This window comes from Pseudoalteromonas sp. '520P1 No. 423' (assembly GCF_001269985.1).
Taxonomy (GTDB): domain Bacteria; phylum Pseudomonadota; class Gammaproteobacteria; order Enterobacterales; family Alteromonadaceae; genus Pseudoalteromonas.
The window spans coordinates 1,057,163-1,076,815 of record NZ_BBZB01000002.1 but is presented as its reverse complement, the minus strand read 5'-3'; the positions used below and the strand labels follow the sequence as shown (position 1 = coordinate 1,076,815).

The following is a 19,653-nucleotide window of genomic DNA, read 5'->3' as shown; positions in this document are numbered from 1 at the left end:
TGTAATACCAATTACAATAAATATGTGATCAGTCTAAATATACAATAGCTGCGTTGCCTTAATGGATGCAGATACTTAGGTTTAGTCTGGAGCTATAAACGTAAGCGCTAATTTAACACCAGGTGTTCTGCGCAACTAAATCAGGACACTTTTCTTAAAGAATTTTCATAACTAATTTCATATTCAATTGGCGACATATCCTTGTTTGCCGTATGAAGCCTTTTTACGTTGTAATATCGCATGTATTCAGTTACATCATTTTTCATATGCTCTCTGGTTAGCTGGGGTACTTTAAATAACCAATCATGTTTTAAGCTTCCAAAGAATCGTTCTACTACAGCATTATCCCAACAGGCACCAACATCGCCCATACTAGCTCGAACACTATAACTTGTTAGCAACTTACGATAACTTTTACTGGTATATTGTGAACCTCTGTCACTGTGGAACACCAGACCTTTGGGCGGCTGCCGTAGGTTATACGCTTTAATCATAGCCTTGCTTACCAAATCTGTAGTCATTCGCTTATCAATATGCCAACCAACAATGCGACGAGAATACAAATCCATAACAATGGCTAGATACATCCAACCTTCAGTAGTTTTTAGATAGATAACGTCACCTGCCCAAACTTTATTTGGTGCCATAGGGTTGAAGTTTTGGTTAAGTAAATTATCTGCAACAGCATCACTATGCTTACGCTTGGTTGTTACTTTATAAGCAATACGCTGCGTTACAACCAAATTAAGCTGAGTCATTAGTTTTTTTACGCTATATTCGCTAATTTGAAAGCCCTCCTTGCATAATCGCTTTCGTAACTCTCTATAACCTAAGCTGTTACGGCTCTCTTTAAAGATAACCTTAGCGCTTCGATATAAATTTAATTGCTCTGCCGTTATTATTTTTGCTGGACGATTGAGCCAAGCATAATAAGCTGAACGGCTGATCTTCATCATTTTACAAAGTTTAGCTATAGGAAATATCGAAGAAAGCTGCTTTATGGTTTGAAATGTTACTTTACTTAGAAGGAGGGCACTGGCTTTTTTTAGGATCTCTTTTTCCATCCTTAGCTCTTTGACTTCTTGACGAAGTTTTAATAAATCAGTTTTTTCATCAACATTTAAGCTAACTCCTGATTGTTCTACTTCAAACTTAGCTTTCCAGTTATAAAGTAGCTTATCTGTTATTCCTAACGATTCTGCGGCTTTAGATACGCTATAGCCTTGCTCAGTAACTAATGCTACAGCTTCTTTTTTAAATTCAACTGTATAGCTTTTAATTTTTATTTTTTTGTCATTTTACACCTCAATAATTGGATTATATTCCATTATTAAAGTGTCCGGTTTAATTAAAGCAGAACACTACAATGTGAATCCTACACAGTGGACATTTGAAGATCGTACCGTTGAATATGAAAAACTCAGACCTTAATGTCAAAAAATACTAGATGTGAATTTTACACATCTAGTTTTCACTTTTAGATAAACAAATCAACTTCAAAATTTCTCTCATATTTATCAAACACTGTCGAGAAAACCCAGTGATCTTTAGTCGCGGGGTAGTTCATGATCTTTACTTATTGACACTAAGTAAAGATACGCTATTCTTTACTATATATTAAATAGTAAAGAGGCTGTTATGGCTAAAGTTAGCGCAAAAAGACAAATTACCTTACCGATTGAACAATGCGTTGTCGCGCATATTAACGCTGGTGATGATATTGAAAGCTTTGTTGATAGACAAGGTGTGATCTCTATCGTGAAGAAGCAATCAGGTGCAGCGAAAGGCTTATTAAAGGGTATTGCTACAAACTCAACAATTAGTGAGCAAGAATCTTTAGAGAGTGCCTTAAATAAATGATCGCTATTGATACTAATGTATTGCTTCGTTACTTGTTACAAGATGATGAAAAGCAAGCTAACAAGGCTACTAAGTTAATCCTTGGTACTGAATCAGTGCTTATCACTGATGTTGTATTGACGGAAACAATTTGGACATTAAAGGGTAAACGCTACAGCCTAAGTAAAGAACAAATTATTGATGTAATTCATGCATTGTTTGCAGAGCCTAATTTGACGTTTGAAGATGGTCAGTCGGTGTGGGGCGCATTAAAAGACTTTACTAATGCCAAGCCAATTAAATCAAGCGGTAAAACCAAGCAAGCAGACTTTCCAGATGCGTTAATTGTTAATAAATCAAAGCGTCATGGTCAGTTAAATAAAGATGAAATATCCACTATTTACACGTTTGATAAAGCAGCGTTAGAAATAGATGGAACTAAGCAACCTTAGGGGGAAAATCTCCCTTAACTGAATATGGATTCACAATGAATAAAAAAGACGTTGCCAACAAATTAAAAGAGCTTAAAGATGATTTTTTAACCTGATTAATAGGTGTTGTAGAGTAATTCAGTATGTATATCTTTATTACTCTCCTACAAAAGTCATCTCGAAAAATCAAATTTCACTTATGTTTAATTTTGTTAATTTCTTTGAAAAACCGTTCAATTATGTAGATCAACTCTATACATGTCTCGGTCAACTAAAATGACTTCTATCTCATCGGGCGTCTCTGTCTGAGTCAGCGTTTTACCCGTTCGGCCTTTTTGTCCACCCGCTGGCTTATCTGATTTATTTTTGGTTTGTTTTTCTCGGTTAATATTTTTGATGGCGCAATACGACTATTTTTACTGTTAAGTCCCAATTTACTGACAAGCATAACAACGATAACAAGAATAAGCTCGATAGACAGCTTCAACGCAGGCGTGAGCGTCTTCTCTTCTTGTAACTGAGTTTAGTTTGCTCAACTATTTCAGTGATGTTGATGCTGTTTAAATTCATTGAAGCTTGGGCGATTAAGTCATTGCACTGGCTTGGCATACTGGCAGGATCGGTCAATAGCTAAAAAGGCTCATTATAAAATAATTTTCCCCTAGTGAATAGTTACAGAATTACAGACATTATTAGGTGATTACTTTCACCAATCTGATGATAATAAATATGAAATGGAAGAATTGATTTGGGCAAAATATGGTGTAAGTGGTTATATATTAATAATGGATATGTCGGGGTTTTCTTTAGTAACGCAAAGATATGGCATCGTTTATTATTTAGCTATGATAGAAAAAATGAGATGTACAGTAAAACCACTGATATCAAAAAACTCAGGTACTTTACTCAAGTTTGTAGCAGATAATGAATTTGTTTCATTTCAAAGCGCCGAAGATGCGATAAAAACAGCAATTGATATCAATAATCAACTTGATGAAATTAATCAGGCATCTTCAAAACAATGGGATACTTGTATCCCAAAAAGCATTTGATAATATCAGTAATACCGATGCATTTACCGCAGAACATGTTCGATTTAAAATTTCAGGGATTTCATTAGAAGCTTATTCAATTAAAGCTAAATAATTAAATTTCAGTTGCTGTTTTATTTTTCTAGATTTAGTCTAAAATAATAGGTTCATTTAACTTATCAAGTGATCTTATGACAAAAGAAATAGACAAGTTATTATCCAAACATAAACAGTTAATCCATAGTGAGAATCAAAAAGTACTGTCGCATGTGCAACGAGAAACACCAGAATGGGTTCATAATACGGTTATGGTGCAAGGGTGTGATGTACCTTTCAAATATAATAGAAAACAGAAGTATAAAAGTTTAAAAGGTGCAGTCGTTAATATTACTTATTATCCTGCAACAGAAGTGATTGCTGGTTTTGAAATGGAAATAATGAAAACAACACGAATTAAGATCTCTTAATTGGAAATGATGCAATTTAATTTTTTTGATCACTATAATTTTATAAAGATAATTTGTAAACTTCAGTATCATATTTCCACGTGAATAAATTCAAATTATGCTGTTTTCATTATTAGATTTTTTAGCCTTATGCTGCTTTGTTTTTTGCTGGTCTGGTTATACTTATTTTGCACGTAAAAAAGCAAAAACAACTGATTGTATCGCAAGAAGTTTGCATCAACACCGTATTCATTGGATGAAAGAGCTCATGAATCGTGACATTCGAGTGGGTGATGCCGCGCTTTTGGCCAATCTAGAGCGAAACATTGCTTTTTTTGCTTCCACAACTTTGATTATCATAGCCGGTGTACTTACACTTTTTGCACAAATTGAAAGACTTGAATTAATTATTGCTTCATTACCATTTGCTCTTAATGCCAATCATTTTACAATTCAAATTAAATTGAGTTTATTAGCTTTTATATTTGTATTGGCATTTTTTCAATTCACTTGGTCTATGAGGCAGTATGGTTTTGTCAATGTGATGATAGGCGCTGCGCCAATAGATTTGACAGCTCATAAAAAGCACTTACAAAAATATGCCGTTGAAATGGCTGTAGTGCAAGATCAAGCTGCGCATTCTTATAATTATGGACTGCGATCTTATTATTTTTCTTTAGCAGCGATTTGTTGGTTCTTTCATCCTGTTTTATTCATTTTAGCAAGTATGTTTGTTTCTTATACTTTATATAGACGTGAATTTAAATCAAAAGCCGTCAGAGCAATGACAAGAGCTAAAGAGTACCTTAAGCAAGAACTCAATGAAAAGTAATATGTTTTGTTATATAGTTTCAATTACATAGCACTTTTAATAACTTATAAATACATTGAGAAATGAAATTTTATATGTTATTTTTTCTTGGATTTAATTCATTGTTTGGGTATATATTTTTTAGATGTTAAAAAATAGGTTATTATTTTTATTAGTGATGTTATTAATGTGCCAGCCTTTGCTGGATTTCATTGATGTGCAACACCATAATGAAAAGATTAACCAAACCTCCCAACTTTTAGTTCTACAAGCAGAGTTAGATTCTCATTGCATTGAAAATGGAGATCACAAACTTCATAATGTTGAACACCAGTCTATTTCCCAAGAACTTGATGAACAAAAAGATTGTTCTCATTGTTATAGCTGCCATACTGGGATATTTTTACCTCTTGTTTTAAACACTACGGATATTGTACTTAATCCTCTCTCAGTACAAAATTTAAGAGTATTATTTAGCTCTGAACACATAGCACCAGAACATCGCCCTCCGATAGCTTAATCATTTTTATCTCATAAATTTTAAACAAACCATAACTTTCAAAGTTACTTGTATATATTAACCATACATAAAATTTAGGTTTCTTTCATAAAAGATCCCGAACATTTATGTTGGAAATGCTTAAGAGAATTAAAATGCTTAAAACACTATTAACAACCAGCACGATTTTAATATTAACTATGACGTCGATGTACACATATTCATCACCAAGCCACGAACACAACAAAGACGAAGAAAAGGAAACCGCAACACAGTTCACTTTAGCGCAAATGCAAATTAGTAATATTGAAGTAGCAGCTTTAACACCTCAAAATGTAACTTTTTCACTTTATGCGCCAGGTGAACTAATGGCAAATGGATATACCAGCTACTCAGTCTCCCCAAGAGTTGATTCAATCGTACTCAAACGTCATGCTATTTTAGGTCAACATATCGAAAAAGGTGCAGCGTTAGTGACTTTATTTAGCGTTGATGTCGCAAAAGCACAAGCCTCATATAGACTGAGCTTAGCCCAATGGGCCAGAGTAAAAAAACTAGGTAAAGCAACTGTTACTGAAAAACGATATTTAGAAGCTAAAGCAGAACATGAAGTTGCTTATAGCACTTTAAAAGCTTACGGCTTATCTGAAGACGCAATTAAAAAATCAACATTATCTAAAATAGATAACCTTGGACAATATACTTTATACGCACAAACACCCGGTGCTGTGTTAGCCGATGCATTTTTACAAGGTAAAAGAGTATTAGCAGGTGACGAAATTATGTTGTTAGCAGATGAACACCAGCTTTGGGTAGAAGCGCAGTTACCGCCTAATAGCTTGATTACTATTCAAGAAGGCACAAAAGCGAATATTGTAATTGATAACCAAGAGTTTATCGCTGAAGTTATTCAAGAAGGCCATACCATAGACCAACAATCCCGCTCGAGAACAATTCGTTTATCCTTGAAGAATGAACAACATAAGTTACACCCAGGAATGTTTACTGACGTAAATTTTCTATTTAATGAAGACAAACCTGTCATGACAGTGCCTGAAACTGCTTTAATGCGTAGTGCTGATGGAGACTGGGTTGTATATGTAGAAGATCAGCCAGGGGAGTTTGAACCCGTAGAAGTGTCACTTGGTCGTCGATTTGTACAAGGCCGTGAAATTTTAGGTATTAAGTCAGGCACTAAAATTGTTATAAAGGGCGCATTTTTTGTTGCTTCACAAATTGCTAAGGGTGGATTTGATCCACATAACCATTAATGAAAACGATTGTAACTTGTGAATTTAACAAAGGTGGGATAATTCCCATAGCCATTATAGCTTAAGGCAAATTATGTTTAATAAAATAATAGAGTCAGCCATCAATAATCGTTTAATAATCATATTAAGCCTTGTTGCTTTAGTGATCACTTCATTTATTGTGATCCCAAAATTAAATTTAGACGCATTTCCTGATGTAACAAATGTTCAAGTATCAGTTAATACTGAAGCCCCCGGTTTAGCTTCCGAGGAAGTTGAACAGCTTATTACATACCCGATTGAAGCTGTAATGTACGCATTACCAGATGTTGAGCAAGTGCGCTCAATCTCAAAAACGGGTCTTTCTGGTGTTACGGTAGTATTCAAAGAGGGCACTGATATTTACTTTGCTCGGCAATTGGTATTTGAAAGGCTGCAATCAGCTAAAGAACTCATTTCGCAAGGTGTTGCCATGCCAGAAATTGGTCCAAATACCTCAGGGCTTGGCCAAATATTTCAATACTTATTGATTGCGGATGAAAACTCTGGTCTAGATGCTATGGCATTACGAAGTTTAAACGATTGGGTCATTAAACTACTCATTTTACCAGTTGATGGCGTGACTGATGTATTATCTTACGGTGGCGATGTAAAACAGTACCAAGTAAACGTTAATCCTAATAAATTATTAGCATATAACTTAACCCAAGATGATGTTGTAACTGCTCTTGAAGGTAACAACGAAAATGTTGGTGGCTGGTATATGAACCGTGGCCAAGAGCAACTGGTCATTAGAGGCATGGGCTGGTTTAATAGCGGAATAAAAGGTATCGCAGAAATTAGTCAAACGCCAGTTAAAACCATTAATGGAAGAGTGGTTACCGTTTCTGACATCGCAAAAATAGAATTAGGTGGTGAAATCAGACAAGGTGCAGTTACTATGACGCGTCGTGCTCAAGGTGACACAATCGAAACCTTAGGCGAAGTCGTATCTGGAGTTGTTTTAAAACGCATGGGAGCAAATACAAAAGCGACAATCGATGGTATTAATCAAAGAATGGAGTTAATTCAACAGGCATTGCCTGATGGCGTTACGTTGGAAATTTTCTATGATCAAGCTGATTTAATTTCAAAAGCCGTATCAACAGTTGTTAATGCGTTACTGTTAGCTTTTGTTTTTATTGTCATTATTTTAGCGCTATTTTTAATGGATTTAAGAGCCACGTCATTAGTACTCATATCTATTCCTATCGCTATCGCTATCGCCTTAATGATTATGTCATGGTTAGGGTTATCAGCTAATTTAATGTCTTTAGGCGGCATAGCAGTTGCAATAGGAATGCTTGTTGATGGCTCGGTTGTCATGGTAGAAAATATTTATAAACATTTAATCGACCACAATAATTCTAAATCAACCAAAGACCGCGTATTAATCGCTGCAAAAGAAGTCGCTCGTCCTATTTTTTTTGCAGCTTTGATTATACTCGTAGTTTTTTTACCTTTATTTAGCTTTCAAGGCGTGGAAGCTAAATTATTTCAACCTATGGCTATCAGTATCATGCTTGCCATTATAGCCGCTGTTTTTGTTGCGCTCATCTGTGTACCTGCATTAGCGATATTTCTATTTAAGAATGGCATAAAACCAAAAGAAAGTTTTTTATTAAAACCCATAGATACTTTGTATCATCGAGGGCTGAATTTGGCGATGAGAAGTGTAAACTTAGTAATTGGCATCGCTTTATCTTTAGTTTTATTTACTATTGTATTAATTCCTCAGCTTGGCACTGAATTTGTCCCAGAATTAGAAGAAGGTACACTTAATTTAAGAGTTACTTTAGCACCTTCATCTAGCTTAGATACAAGTTTAACAGTTGCACCAAAGATTGAAGCTTTATTACTTGAGTTTCCAGAAGTTGAATATGCACTTAGTCGAATTGGTCGCCCAGAACTTGGCGGTGATCCGGAACCTGTGAACAACATCGAAATATATATCGGGTTAAAACCTGTCACACAATGGACTAGTGCTACTAACCGTTTTACGCTGCAAAATCTAATGGAAGAAAAATTAGAAGTTTTCCCTGGATTACTTTATAACTTCTCTCAGCCTATCACGAGTCGTGTTGATGAACTGCTCTCAGGTGTTAAAGCACAATTAGCGATAAAATTATTTGGACCAGATTTAGATGTATTAGTATCTAAAGGACAAGAAATTGAAGCCGCTGTAAAGCGAGTACAAGGGGCAAAAGATGTTGCAATGGAACAAATATCAGGTGAAGCGCAACTTGTTATAAAACCAAACCGTCGCCAATTATCTCGATATGGATTATCTGTCGGTGATGTTATGGCAATTGTCAGAGATGGTTTAGGTGGCACTAATGCTGGCCAAATTATAAATGGCAATGAAAGGTCTGATATCTATGTGCGTTTGGAAGAGAGATTTCGAAAGGACCCACAAGTGATTTCGCAATTAAGAGTCAAATCTCCTAGTGGTGCTATTGTTCGATTAGAAGATGTTGCAACTGTTTCAATTTCTTCAGGACCCCCACAAGTTAGGCGTGACGATATTCAGCGTAGAGTAGTAATACAAGCCAATGTTCAAGGCAGAGATATGGGTAGTGTGGTTGCAGAAATTCAATCAACAATTGCTAAAAATATCGATTTACCCACGGGTTACTCAACTGCAATTGGCGGTCAATATAAAAACCAGCAAAGGGCACAACAAAGACTATCAATATTAGTGCCTATATCATTACTGATGATCGCACTTTTATTGTATTTTGCATTTGGCACATTCGGACAAGCCATGTTAATTTTAGTGAACGTACCTTTAGCAGTGATTGGTGGGGTTGTTGCTTTGTATGTATCAGGGCAATATTTATCGGTTCCCAGCTCAGTTGGTTTTATCACATTATTTGGTGTCGCTGTACTAAATGGCGTGGTAATGGTTGAAAGTATTAATCAAAGAATTACAGCTGGTGAAGATGCCTCCATAGCAGCATTTAATGGAGCAATTGCTAGGTTAAGACCTGTTTTAATGACAGCTTTGACTTCAGCTTTAGGTTTGATCCCTATGTTATTATCTAATGGCATAGGTGCTGAAATTCAAAAGCCTTTAGCAACTGTGATAGTAGGGGGTTTAATCACAGCAACATTATTAACTTTGTTTGTAGTGCCTGTCTTATTTACGAAATTCTCAAAAGCAAAAATCGCACAGCTATCTTAAGATATAATAGACAAGCAGCATTAAATGTCGCTTGTCTACTTACACATTTAACACAGCACCTTCAATAAAAAACACTGCTTAACATCTATCGGCTACACTTTAAGTTTATCACGTCATTTTTAGGTTTTTACAATTGAAAATTTATCTGATGTTATTGTGTATTCTAACTATCTTTAATTTAGCTTTTGCTAATACACAAACAAATTTATTATTTTGCTATGAAGAAAAGAGTCGATGCCGCTTTATCTTTATGTCAAATAGATAAGTATGCAATGAAAAGACATAATGAACTTGAATCTCAATTTACACTTATATAGCCACCATTGTATGTTAAAAATGATTATTTAATCGTATCCCACGAGTACTACCAAACTAATGAACCATTGGTACAAAAAATTTGGAATTATCTTATAAATTTAGATAAAAATGCGATTTATAGCGAATATTTTAAATAATTTCTAATAGGTATATTAGCTGTTACCCACTTTCAATTAAATAACAATTAACGTAGCATCCGTTATTCTATTTTTTTACCGAGAGTAATATGGCTCAATTGTACTTTTATTATTCAGCAATGAACGCAGGCAAGTCAACGACTATGCTTCAGTCATCTTTTAATTACCAAGAACGTGGCATGAACCCAGTAATATTCACTGCAAAAATTGATAATAGATTTGGTGAAGGTAAGGTTAGTTCAAGAATTGGATTAGAAGCTGATGCTGAATTGTTTACAGTTGAAACACAGATATTTGATCATATTACTACATTAAATGAAAAGCAAAAAGTACATTGTGTTTTAATTGATGAAAGTCAGTTTTTAACAAAAGAGCAAGTACATCAAATTTCTGATGTTGTTGATACCTTAAAAATTCCAGTTTTATGTTATGGCCTAAGAACTGACTTTAGGGGGGAGTTATTTACTGGAGCCCAATATTTATTAGCATGGGCAGATAAATTAATTGAATTAAAAACTGTTTGTCATTGTGGCCGAAAAGCCAATATGGTGCTTAGAACAGATGAAAATGGTGTTGCAATGGCTGATGGCGATCAAGTTGAAATCGGCGGAAATGAGCGTTACGTCTCAGTGTGTAGAAAGCATTATAAAGACGCATTAAAATAACAAATTATAAAAAAGCAGGTTCACTACCTGCTTCCTCAATTTAATATCAAGGCTATTTGATATTAATACTTTCGTCTTTCAAGACCTGTTTCAGCCAATATTTTAGCCGATATTTCCTCAACAGAATGCTGTGTAGAATTCAAATATGGAATACGGTTCGTTTTATATAACATCTCAACTTCTCGTACTTCAATTCTGCATTGCCTGATAGAGGCGTATTTACTGTTTGCGAGTCTTTCGTTTCTAATAGCAGCTAAGCGTTCAGGTTTTATTGTTAAACCAAATATTTTCTTTTTATGCGGCAATAATGAAGGAGGGATTTTAAGATCATCCATATCATCGTCAGTAAAAGGATAGTTAGCCGCTTTTATGCCATATTGTAATGCCAGATATAAACTTGTTGGGGTTTTACCACTTCGACTGACCCCAACTAAAATGATGTCAGCTTCTTCATAATTTTTTAAATTAGCTCCATCATCATTTGCTAAGGCATAGTTCACAGCGTCAATTCTAAAATCATAGCTTTTTTCATGCATACTATGCGTTCTATGGGTACGAGGCACAGGTTCTACTTTGATTTCTTCTTCTATTTGATCACTAAAAAAGGTTAAAAAATCATAGCACACGCCTTGAGATGAGTTAATAATATCTGTTAATTCATGATCAACAAAAGTGTAAAAAACCAAAGGTTTTTCACCTTTAGAACTGATTGCTTTATCTATTTGGTTTTTAACTTCTAATGCTTTTTCCTTGGTTTCTACAAATGGGATTGTAATGTTTTTAAAATCCACAGGAAATAATGAGAGTGTTGCATGGCCAAAAACTTCGGCTGTAATTGCCGTACCATCAGAAATATAAAATGCTGTTCTCAACTGTTTAACCTCAAGTTTTTAAATATCTTGTTTTGTTAAGAATAATATACACTATAATTTGAATATATATCTAAACTGTAAATATATATATCAAAATCACATATTTGTGTATTTACCTAACCCCATTTAGCGGTGTAGAATTAAATTGACCTATTTGGAGGGTCATATTCGTTAATATTTGATAGTTGATACTATGTTGTGAGTTTTTATTGGAACGCAGTTCAACTAAAACAGGGTAAATAGCACTTAGTATCAATCATATAATCTGCTTTTGGAGATAGTTCCGTGCAAGAATCCGTTCTCTGGTATCAAGAACTTGGTATGCAAGATGTTCCTCGTGTTGGTGGTAAAAATGCCTCACTTGGTGAAATGATTTCTAACCTAGCAAATGCTGGTGTTCAAGTCCCTGGTGGATTTGCAACAACATCAGATGCTTTTAACGAGTTCCTTGAGCAATCGGGATTAAATGCTCGCATCTATAATGTACTAGATGACTTAGATGTTGATGATGTGATTAAGTTAGCGCAGGTTGGCGCAGATATACGTCAATGGATCATTGATACACCTTTTCACGAATCTTTCAATTCCGCTATAAAGCAAGCCTATACAGAGCTATGTGATGGTGCTGAAGAAAATGCTTCATTTGCTGTACGATCTTCAGCAACAGCTGAAGATATGCCTGATGCTTCATTCGCAGGACAACAAGAAACCTTCTTAAATGTCCGGGGCATTGATGCTGTAATGGTTGCTATCAAGCATGTTTTTGCTTCTTTATTTAATGATCGTGCTATTTCATATCGTGTTCATCAAGGTTATGACCATCGTGGTGTCGCATTATCTGCTGGAATACAGCGCATGGTAAGATCAGATAAAGCATCATCAGGTGTGATGTTTAGTATAGATACTGAATCTGGTTTTGAAGACGTTGTATTTATTACCTCAAGCTATGGCTTAGGTGAAATGGTTGTACAAGGTGCTGTTAACCCAGACGAATTCTACGTTCATAAACCAACTTTAGCTGCTGGACGACCAAGTGTTGTTCGCAGAAATTTAGGCTCAAAAGCGATTGAAATGGTTTATTCTGACGATGAAGGCCATGGCAAGCAAGTTGAAATTATCGACGTACAACAAAGTTTAAGCGATCAATTTTCAATTACTGATGACGAAGTACAAGAGCTTGCAAAGCAAGCTGTTATCATCGAAAAACATTATGGCCGAGCGATGGATATCGAATGGGCTAAAGATGGAAACGACGGTAAACTTTATATTGTACAAGCCCGCCCTGAGACAGTTCGCTCTAATGAAGATGCGAATGTTATGGAGCGCTATAAACTGAATGAATCATCAAAAGTAATTGCTGAAGGTCGTGCCATAGGGAATAAAATTGGTAGCGGCACAGTAAGAGTACTTGAATCAATTGCACAAATGGATCAAGTACAAGTAGGTGATGTTTTAGTAACAGATATGACAGATCCAGATTGGGAACCTATCATGAAACGTGCATCTGCGATTGTTACAAATCGTGGTGGTCGAACATGTCACGCCGCAATTATCGCGCGTGAATTAGGTATTCCTGCGGTAGTAGGATGTGGTAATGCAACTGATTTAATTAAAGAAAATGATGAAGTTACGGTTTCATGTGCTGAAGGTGATACAGGTTTTATTTATCAAGGTAGATTAAAATTTGATGTGATTACTTCTCGTGTAGATGAAATGCCTGATTTGCCAATGAAAGTAATGATGAATGTTGGTAATCCAGATCGCGCATTTGATTTTGCGCGTCTGCCTCATTCTGGTATAGGATTAGCTAGATTAGAGTTTATTATTAACCGCATGATAGGTGTGCACCCAAAAGCACTGATCAACTTTGCCAAACAAGATGAATCTGTCAAAGATGAAATCAAAGAAATGATGGCCGGTTATGACTCACCAGTTGAGTTTTATGTAAACAAACTTGTTGAAGGTATCGCTACTTTAGGTTGTGCATTTTCCCCTGAAAAAGTAATTGTTCGTATGTCTGATTTTAAATCAAACGAATATGCTAACTTAGTAGGCGGGCAACAATACGAACCTGAAGAAGAGAATCCCATGATAGGATTCCGAGGTGCTTCTAGATATATTTCTGAAGATTTCCGCGATTGTTTTGCACTAGAGTGTGAAGCAATTAAACGTGTTCGTAACGATATGGGTCTTACTAATATTGAGATCATGATCCCCTTTGTAAGAACCGTTGGTGAAGCAAAACGTGTTATTGAATTACTTGAAGAGCATGGCCTAAAACGTGGAGAAAATGGTTTACGCATTATTATGATGTGTGAATTACCTTCAAATGCGTTATTAGCTGAAGAATTTTTAGAGCATTTTGATGGTTTTTCAATTGGTTCTAACGATTTAACTCAGCTGACGTTAGGTTTAGATCGAGATTCAGGTCTTATTGCACATTTATTTGATGAGCGTGATTTAGCCATTAAAAAACTTTTATCTATGGCAATTCAAACTGCAAAATCCAAAGGTAAATATGTGGGTATTTGTGGTCAAGGACCTTCCGATCATGAAGACTTTGCAGCTTGGTTAGTAGAGCAGGGCATTGATTCTGTATCTTTAAATCCTGATACGGTTTTAAAAACTTGGTTATATTTAGCCGAACAACACGGTAAATAAATAATAATCAGATAAAAAGGAGCTATTAAGCTCCTTTTTTTATACTTGTTTGTTAACAATATGAATAATTATAATAACTGCCAATTAGATGATCCGTGTTTTAACTCCACCATGATATAATTGCCATATCAATTATGTTTTAAATATTGAAGCTAAATACAATGATAAAAAAACTATTGCAAACGGACACAGTTTCGGATTTAACAAATCAATTTGTTGAGCAACTTAAGCACACTGCATTTTCTGGTGAAATTGATATATCGTTTGCAACTCGAGTTGTAACGTCAACTGATAACAGTATTTATCAAGAAACGCCTCAAGCAGTTATCTTCCCAAAAAATGCCAATGATATTCAAATTGCATGTGCGCTTACGAATAAAGATATCTTTAAAACTTTATCTTTTGGTCCACGAGGCGGCGGCACAGGCACAAATGGTCAATCTTTAACTCCTGGGATCATGCTCGATTTATCTCGACATATGAGAAAAATAATTGAAATAAATGTTGAAGAGTCATGGGTTAAGGTTGAAGCGGGTGTTATTAAAGATCAATTAAATGATTTTTTAAAGCCTTTTGGCTACTTTTTTGCTCCAGATTTATCTACAAGTAATCGCGCAACTGTTGGTGGTATGATCAATACCGATGCCTCGGGTCAAGGGTCTTTAGTGTATGGTAAAACCAGTGATCATGTCTTAGCTATGGATGCTGTATTAATAGATGGCACTGAGTTTTCAACTAATAAAATGCCAGTAGAGCAAGCAAAAGCGCTTGCCAAAGAAAATACTAGTGTAGGCAATCTATACAATACCGTTTTAAATATAGGTTTAGATAATAGGGCACTCATACTAGAGAAATTCCCAAGACTAAACCGTTTTTTAACTGGGTATGACCTTGAAAATATCTTTAATAAAGATTTAAACGAATTTGATCTTGGCCGAGTACTGACAGGCTCGGAAGGTTCATTAGCAGTTATTACCCATGCTAAATTAAATATCACGCCAATTGCTAACTTCAAAACTTTAATTAATATTAAATATGATAGCTTTGATTCTGCATTAAGAAATTCACCATTTTTAGTTGAAGCTCGCGCAACATCAGTAGAGACAGTTGATAGTAAAGTGCTCAATCTTGCTAGAGAAGATATCATTTGGCATTCAGTTTCAGACTTAATTACAGATGTGCCAGGCAAAGATATGCAAGGACTCAATATGGTTGAGTTCAATGGTGAAACACAAGCAGAAATTGATGATAAAGTTAAAACTTTATGTGCAAGACTAGATGAACTCATTACTGGACAACAAGCTGGTTTAATTGGATATCAATTATTAACTGATAGAGATGACATATTAAAAATATATGCCATGCGTAAAAAATCAGTTGGTTTACTTGGTAAAACTGCTAGTAGTAAAAAACCGTTAGCATTTGCAGAAGATACCGCTGTACCACCAGAACATCTTGCCGATTACATTCAAGAATTTAGAGACTTATTAGATTCTCATAATTTAGATTATGGTATGTTTGGTCATGTTGATGCGGGGGTTCTTCATGTTAGACCCGCATTAGATATGGCAGATCAGAAACAAGAAAAACTGTTAAGGTTAATATCTGATGAAGTCGTAAAACTCACAGCCAAATATGGTGGTTTAATGTGGGGTGAACACGGTAAAGGATATCGCAGTGAGTACGGCCCTGATTTTTTTGGTGATGAACTATTTTCTAAATTAAGAGAAATAAAAACAGCATTTGATCCAAACAATAAATTAAATCCAGGAAAGATTTGTACACCTATAACAAGTGACTCTGAATTAGTGAGTGTTGACTCACAAAAAAGAGCTTGGTTTGATAAGGCAATTCCAACTAATATAAAAAGTAGTTTTGACAATGCTATGAATTGTAATGGTAACGGTTTGTGCTTTAACTATGATGAAAAGTCACCTATGTGTCCTTCATATAAAGTCACTAAAGATAGACGATATTCTCCTAAAGGTCGTGCTTCTTTAATGCGTGAGTGGTTAAGATTACAAAGTAATAAAGGTGTTGATTTATTACAAACTGAAAATGATATAAATAAACCAAGCAGTACATTTACAGACATAAGAGCTTGGTTTGAAAAACTAAAAAACTCTAAAGCAAAACAACAAGGAGAATACGATTTCTCTCATGAAGTTAAAGAGTCTATGGATGAATGTTTAGCATGTAAAGCATGTACTACTGCTTGTCCAATTAATGTTGATGTCCCTACATTTAGATCTCGTTTCTTAAATTATTATCACGATGTTTATGCGCGTCCGTTAAAAGATTATTTCGTTGCAAATATAGAACAAACAGCGCCAATCATGTCTAAGTTTTCAAAAGTGATAAATCCAATTTTGAAAATGAATCTGACAAAAAAAGTTATCCAAAAACAAATTGGTTATGTAGATACACCTCTATTAAGTGAGCCTTCACTTGCTTCACAAGTGAAATCTAAATACGATTTTAATTTTGATAATCTAAAAACACTCAGCGACGATGAAAAATCAAAAACCGTTTTAATTGTTCAAGACCCTTTTACCAGTTTTTATGAAGCGGAATTAGTGGTTAGCTTAATTACCTTAGTTAAAAAATTAAATCTGCGTCCAGTACTATTACCATTTAAACCCAATGGTAAACCGCAACATGTAAAAGGATTTCTAAAAGATTTTACAAAAACGGCAAAAACATCCGCAGAGTTTTTAAATCAAGTGAGTGAACTCAATATAAAGATGATTGGTTTAGATGCATCTTTAGTAATGTGTTATCGCGATGAATATAAAACAATTTTAAATTCACAAAGAGGAGACTTTGAAGTTTTACTTGCGCATGAATGGTTACAAGATCAAAAATTCCATCCTGCAAAAAATACCAATGATAAAAACTTTGTGTTGATAAATCATTGTACAGAAACAACAGCATTACCTAATACTGTTAATGTTTGGAAAAATATTTTTGAACAATCAAACTTAATTTTAAATTCTGTCAGCACTGGTTGCTGTGGTATGGCGGGCACTTATGGACACGAAGCTAAAAATTTAGATAACTCTCGTGCACTTTATGATATGAGTTGGAAACCAGTTATCGAAAAAAATCAGAGGCATGTAATTTTAGCCACCGGTTTTTCTTGTAGAAGCCAAGTGAAAAGATTTGAAAACTTTAAACCTAGGCACCCAATAGAACTATTAGCTGAAATATTATAAATAAAAAAAATGCGAACTTTGAGTTTGCATTTTTTATGACTGAACTATAGTTTTCTTTTTAAACCAGACTTAGCTCGTTCTTTAACATTTGTTTGAATGTAAATTTGATCTGTTGTTGCTATTTTTGAATGACCTAAATCTTCTGACAAATGTTTTAGTGGACGGGTTTGTGCATCATGTGTTGCACCTGTATGTCTTAACCAATGAGCCGTTGCTGCTTTTAATTGTTCAGCATCTTCAGTAAATCCATCTTTAAATAATGACGCTTCTGCTAAGTCAAAACTTTGCTGAACTAATCTTCGTAATTGTCGAACAGTCATGCCACCTTGACCCCGCAATTTATGAATTATCGGTTCGGGATCATCAGGACGAGGTAGGGGAGTTAACCCCCTAAAAATACGATATCGTTTTAAATAATCTAAGAAATCATCAGATAAGGTTACATCTCGTAATTTATTACCTTTACCCATGATCCTCAAAAACCAAAACTTATCATTATCTTGCCAAAAATCAGACATAACAGCAGACCATTGAGGGCGTTCTGATAATTCCGAAATTCGTAAATATAATCCTTTGAGACAGGCTAATATAAATAAATTTCTTTCTAAACTTGGATCATCAATACATCTATCTTTGGTTATTCCTAAAACATATTCCCACTGAATATCACTTAATGTATCAGGCATATTAATTTGAGACTGAACAACTAAGTAAGGACTATTTTTTTTAACCACAGGCACAAAATTGGCAAATGTTTTTTCTTCTAATATTGCAAACTTGTAGAATACGTTAAGAGCTGTGAATAGAGATGAGAAACTTTGTTGACTAAGCCCTTGTTCTTTAAATATAAAAGGGCGCCATTTTTCATTTTGAATACGTAAACCTTTATTATTTTTATAACGCCATTGAACGGAATTAGCAATCCAATCTGAGCTAGGGTTTACTACAAATTCTATATATTCTTCTAAATCTACACGCTTTAAATCAAATACTGATAATGCTTTTATGTTCCATGACCAAAGATAAAATCGTTCTAATTCACCTCTAAATCGATTAAATGTACCTTCTGATTTCCTACCGTATACAAATAAGAACTGATATAAAAAACTTAAATCGCTATAAATGTTATCAATTAAATTACTTTTATTTGCGATAAAATCAGATAATTGGGGGTATTCTTGCTGTAAGGTATTATCTTCTAGATGAGAAATTTGAAGACGTAGCTGCTTTAATGTATCAACCAATGCAATTAGCATATATTTTTAAACTGTAAATTAAATTTTGTGTTATTTTATAGGTGTACTGTATAAATGTCCAGTTAATGAAGCTATGTCCGGTACCTGTTAGTACTGGACATAGTAGTTCACCACAACAATAATTGTATATAAATCAGTCTACTAATGGCTGTTTAATTTATATATACAGGATTGTACTGTAACAAAGATGGATAAATAAATTATTTAACATAATATAATTTATAGGCTGTAGTATGTGCGGGTTTAATCATCTTCGAACTTAGACAATAAATATGCCTATGTTTTTGAGACTTCTTATAATGCTCAGTTCGTTTCGCTACTGAATTAATCGGGAAAAATAATCCTGACATTCATCGAAAAAAAATTGAACCGTTTGGAATATCTTACGTCCACCTTGTTGGATCTGTAAAATAACTCCAGTGATAATTTAACATTTTAAGTGACTCAACTATCACCGTTTTAGATTCTTGAAAGTTTTCATCTAATGCTTTTAAGTTTGCTTTTGGGTAACACTTTCGACACCAAATAACAAAAAGGTAAATTACGGCAGCTTCACTATAAAACTATATTCAGGCGCTAACCAAGGAACGTTTTTAATTTCTACTATTTGTGAACTTGCTTAATAATAGAAATATAATTTTTCTCATTTGGTGTTCCTTGTATTTTTGGAAAGAACGAGCCATAAAAGAACCGCTGAAAACTGTTACAGAAATCTAAATCTAACAAGTTATCATTTCATTTACAACTTTTACAACACTACTCTTTAAGTCTTATTTAATTTAAATTGTGTTTATTATTTATTACTGTATAATACGCATCTCTCCGACAGGTGCTAGAGATTTTGAAATAATCCAACTTAAACATATTTTAAGTTCAGCCAAGTTCGGTAAGTCATCTAACAGTTCGTAAAACGACAAGATGAGTACATAAACTGAGGTTGAAAGCATCTGTAAAATTTATTTTTTCAAATAAATTTACTTCACACTAAGACTGAGATCA

Annotated in this window: 14 protein-coding genes; 11 read left to right on the top strand and 3 right to left on the bottom strand. The window is 34.5% G+C overall.

What is annotated here, in order from left to right; translation table 11 throughout:
- Window positions 1–140: 140 nt before the first annotated feature.
- The gene (locus tag PSA_RS23140; protein ID WP_059365059.1) at window positions 141–1,286 is read right to left on the bottom strand and encodes an IS3 family transposase; all 1,146 of its coding nucleotides are present in this window, start codon (window positions 1,284–1,286) and stop codon (window positions 141–143) included.
- Window positions 1,287–1,638: 352 nt separating this feature from the next.
- On the opposite strand from PSA_RS23140, the gene PSA_RS23135 reads away from it, so the two are divergent.
- The 9 genes from PSA_RS23135 (at window position 1,639) to PSA_RS23095 (ending at window position 10,650) form a co-directional block, all read left to right on the top strand.
- Window positions 1,639–1,860 carry an AbrB/MazE/SpoVT family DNA-binding domain-containing protein gene (locus PSA_RS23135; RefSeq protein ID WP_042151186.1) on the top strand — a complete coding sequence of 74 codons (222 nt, stop codon included), beginning with the start codon at window positions 1,639–1,641 and terminating at the stop codon, window positions 1,858–1,860.
- Window positions 1,857–2,291, top strand: a complete 435-nt coding sequence (locus PSA_RS23130; RefSeq protein WP_042151183.1) for a PIN domain-containing protein — start codon at window positions 1,857–1,859, stop codon at window positions 2,289–2,291. The genes PSA_RS23135 and PSA_RS23130 overlap by 4 nt, the downstream gene beginning before the upstream one ends.
- Before the next feature lie 713 nt (window positions 2,292–3,004).
- A complete protein-coding gene (locus tag PSA_RS23125) occupies window positions 3,005–3,322 on the top strand; it encodes a hypothetical protein (RefSeq protein ID WP_052380214.1) in 318 nt (105 codons plus the stop codon).
- Between the two features lie 170 nt (window positions 3,323–3,492).
- Window positions 3,493–3,768 carry a hypothetical protein gene (locus PSA_RS23120; protein WP_042151180.1) on the top strand — a complete coding sequence of 92 codons (276 nt, stop codon included), beginning with the start codon at window positions 3,493–3,495 and terminating at the stop codon, window positions 3,766–3,768.
- 97 nt (window positions 3,769–3,865) lie between these two features.
- Complete coding sequence (locus PSA_RS23115; RefSeq protein WP_042151177.1) at window positions 3,866–4,579, top strand: DUF599 domain-containing protein; 714 nt, start codon at window positions 3,866–3,868, stop codon at window positions 4,577–4,579.
- A gap of 124 nt (window positions 4,580–4,703) precedes the next feature.
- On the top strand, window positions 4,704–5,078 hold the full coding sequence (locus PSA_RS23110) for a hypothetical protein (RefSeq protein WP_042151174.1): 375 nt from the start codon (window positions 4,704–4,706) through the stop codon (window positions 5,076–5,078).
- A gap of 134 nt (window positions 5,079–5,212) precedes the next feature.
- Window positions 5,213–6,328, top strand: coding sequence for an efflux RND transporter periplasmic adaptor subunit (locus PSA_RS23105; protein ID WP_052380213.1), 1,116 nt, complete (start codon window positions 5,213–5,215; stop codon window positions 6,326–6,328).
- A 73-nt stretch (window positions 6,329–6,401) separates the two neighbouring features.
- Window positions 6,402–9,530, top strand: coding sequence for an efflux RND transporter permease subunit (locus PSA_RS23100; RefSeq protein WP_042151171.1), 3,129 nt, complete (start codon window positions 6,402–6,404; stop codon window positions 9,528–9,530).
- A gap of 544 nt (window positions 9,531–10,074) precedes the next feature.
- A complete protein-coding gene (locus tag PSA_RS23095) occupies window positions 10,075–10,650 on the top strand; it encodes a thymidine kinase (protein ID WP_042151167.1) in 576 nt (191 codons plus the stop codon).
- Between the two features lie 62 nt (window positions 10,651–10,712).
- Here the strand turns inward: PSA_RS23095 and PSA_RS23090 are convergent, their stop codons facing one another.
- On the bottom strand, window positions 10,713–11,522 hold the full coding sequence (locus PSA_RS23090) for a pyruvate, water dikinase regulatory protein (protein ID WP_042151163.1): 810 nt from the start codon (window positions 11,520–11,522) through the stop codon (window positions 10,713–10,715).
- A gap of 285 nt (window positions 11,523–11,807) precedes the next feature.
- Here PSA_RS23090 and ppsA point away from each other — a divergent pair, with 285 nt between their 5' ends.
- Together ppsA and PSA_RS23080 are read left to right on the top strand one after the other, a co-directional pair.
- Entirely contained in the window at window positions 11,808–14,183 is a 2,376-nt protein-coding gene (gene ppsA, locus PSA_RS23085) for a phosphoenolpyruvate synthase (RefSeq protein ID WP_042151161.1), read from the top strand.
- 161 nt (window positions 14,184–14,344) lie between these two features.
- Entirely contained in the window at window positions 14,345–17,398 is a 3,054-nt protein-coding gene (locus tag PSA_RS23080) for an FAD-binding and (Fe-S)-binding domain-containing protein (protein WP_042151158.1), read from the top strand.
- 44 nt (window positions 17,399–17,442) lie between these two features.
- Here PSA_RS23080 and PSA_RS23075 read toward each other — a convergent pair whose 3' ends face one another.
- Window positions 17,443–18,654, bottom strand: coding sequence for a site-specific integrase (locus tag PSA_RS23075; RefSeq protein WP_042151156.1), 1,212 nt, complete (start codon window positions 18,652–18,654; stop codon window positions 17,443–17,445).
- Between the last annotated feature and the right edge of the window lie 999 nt (window positions 18,655–19,653).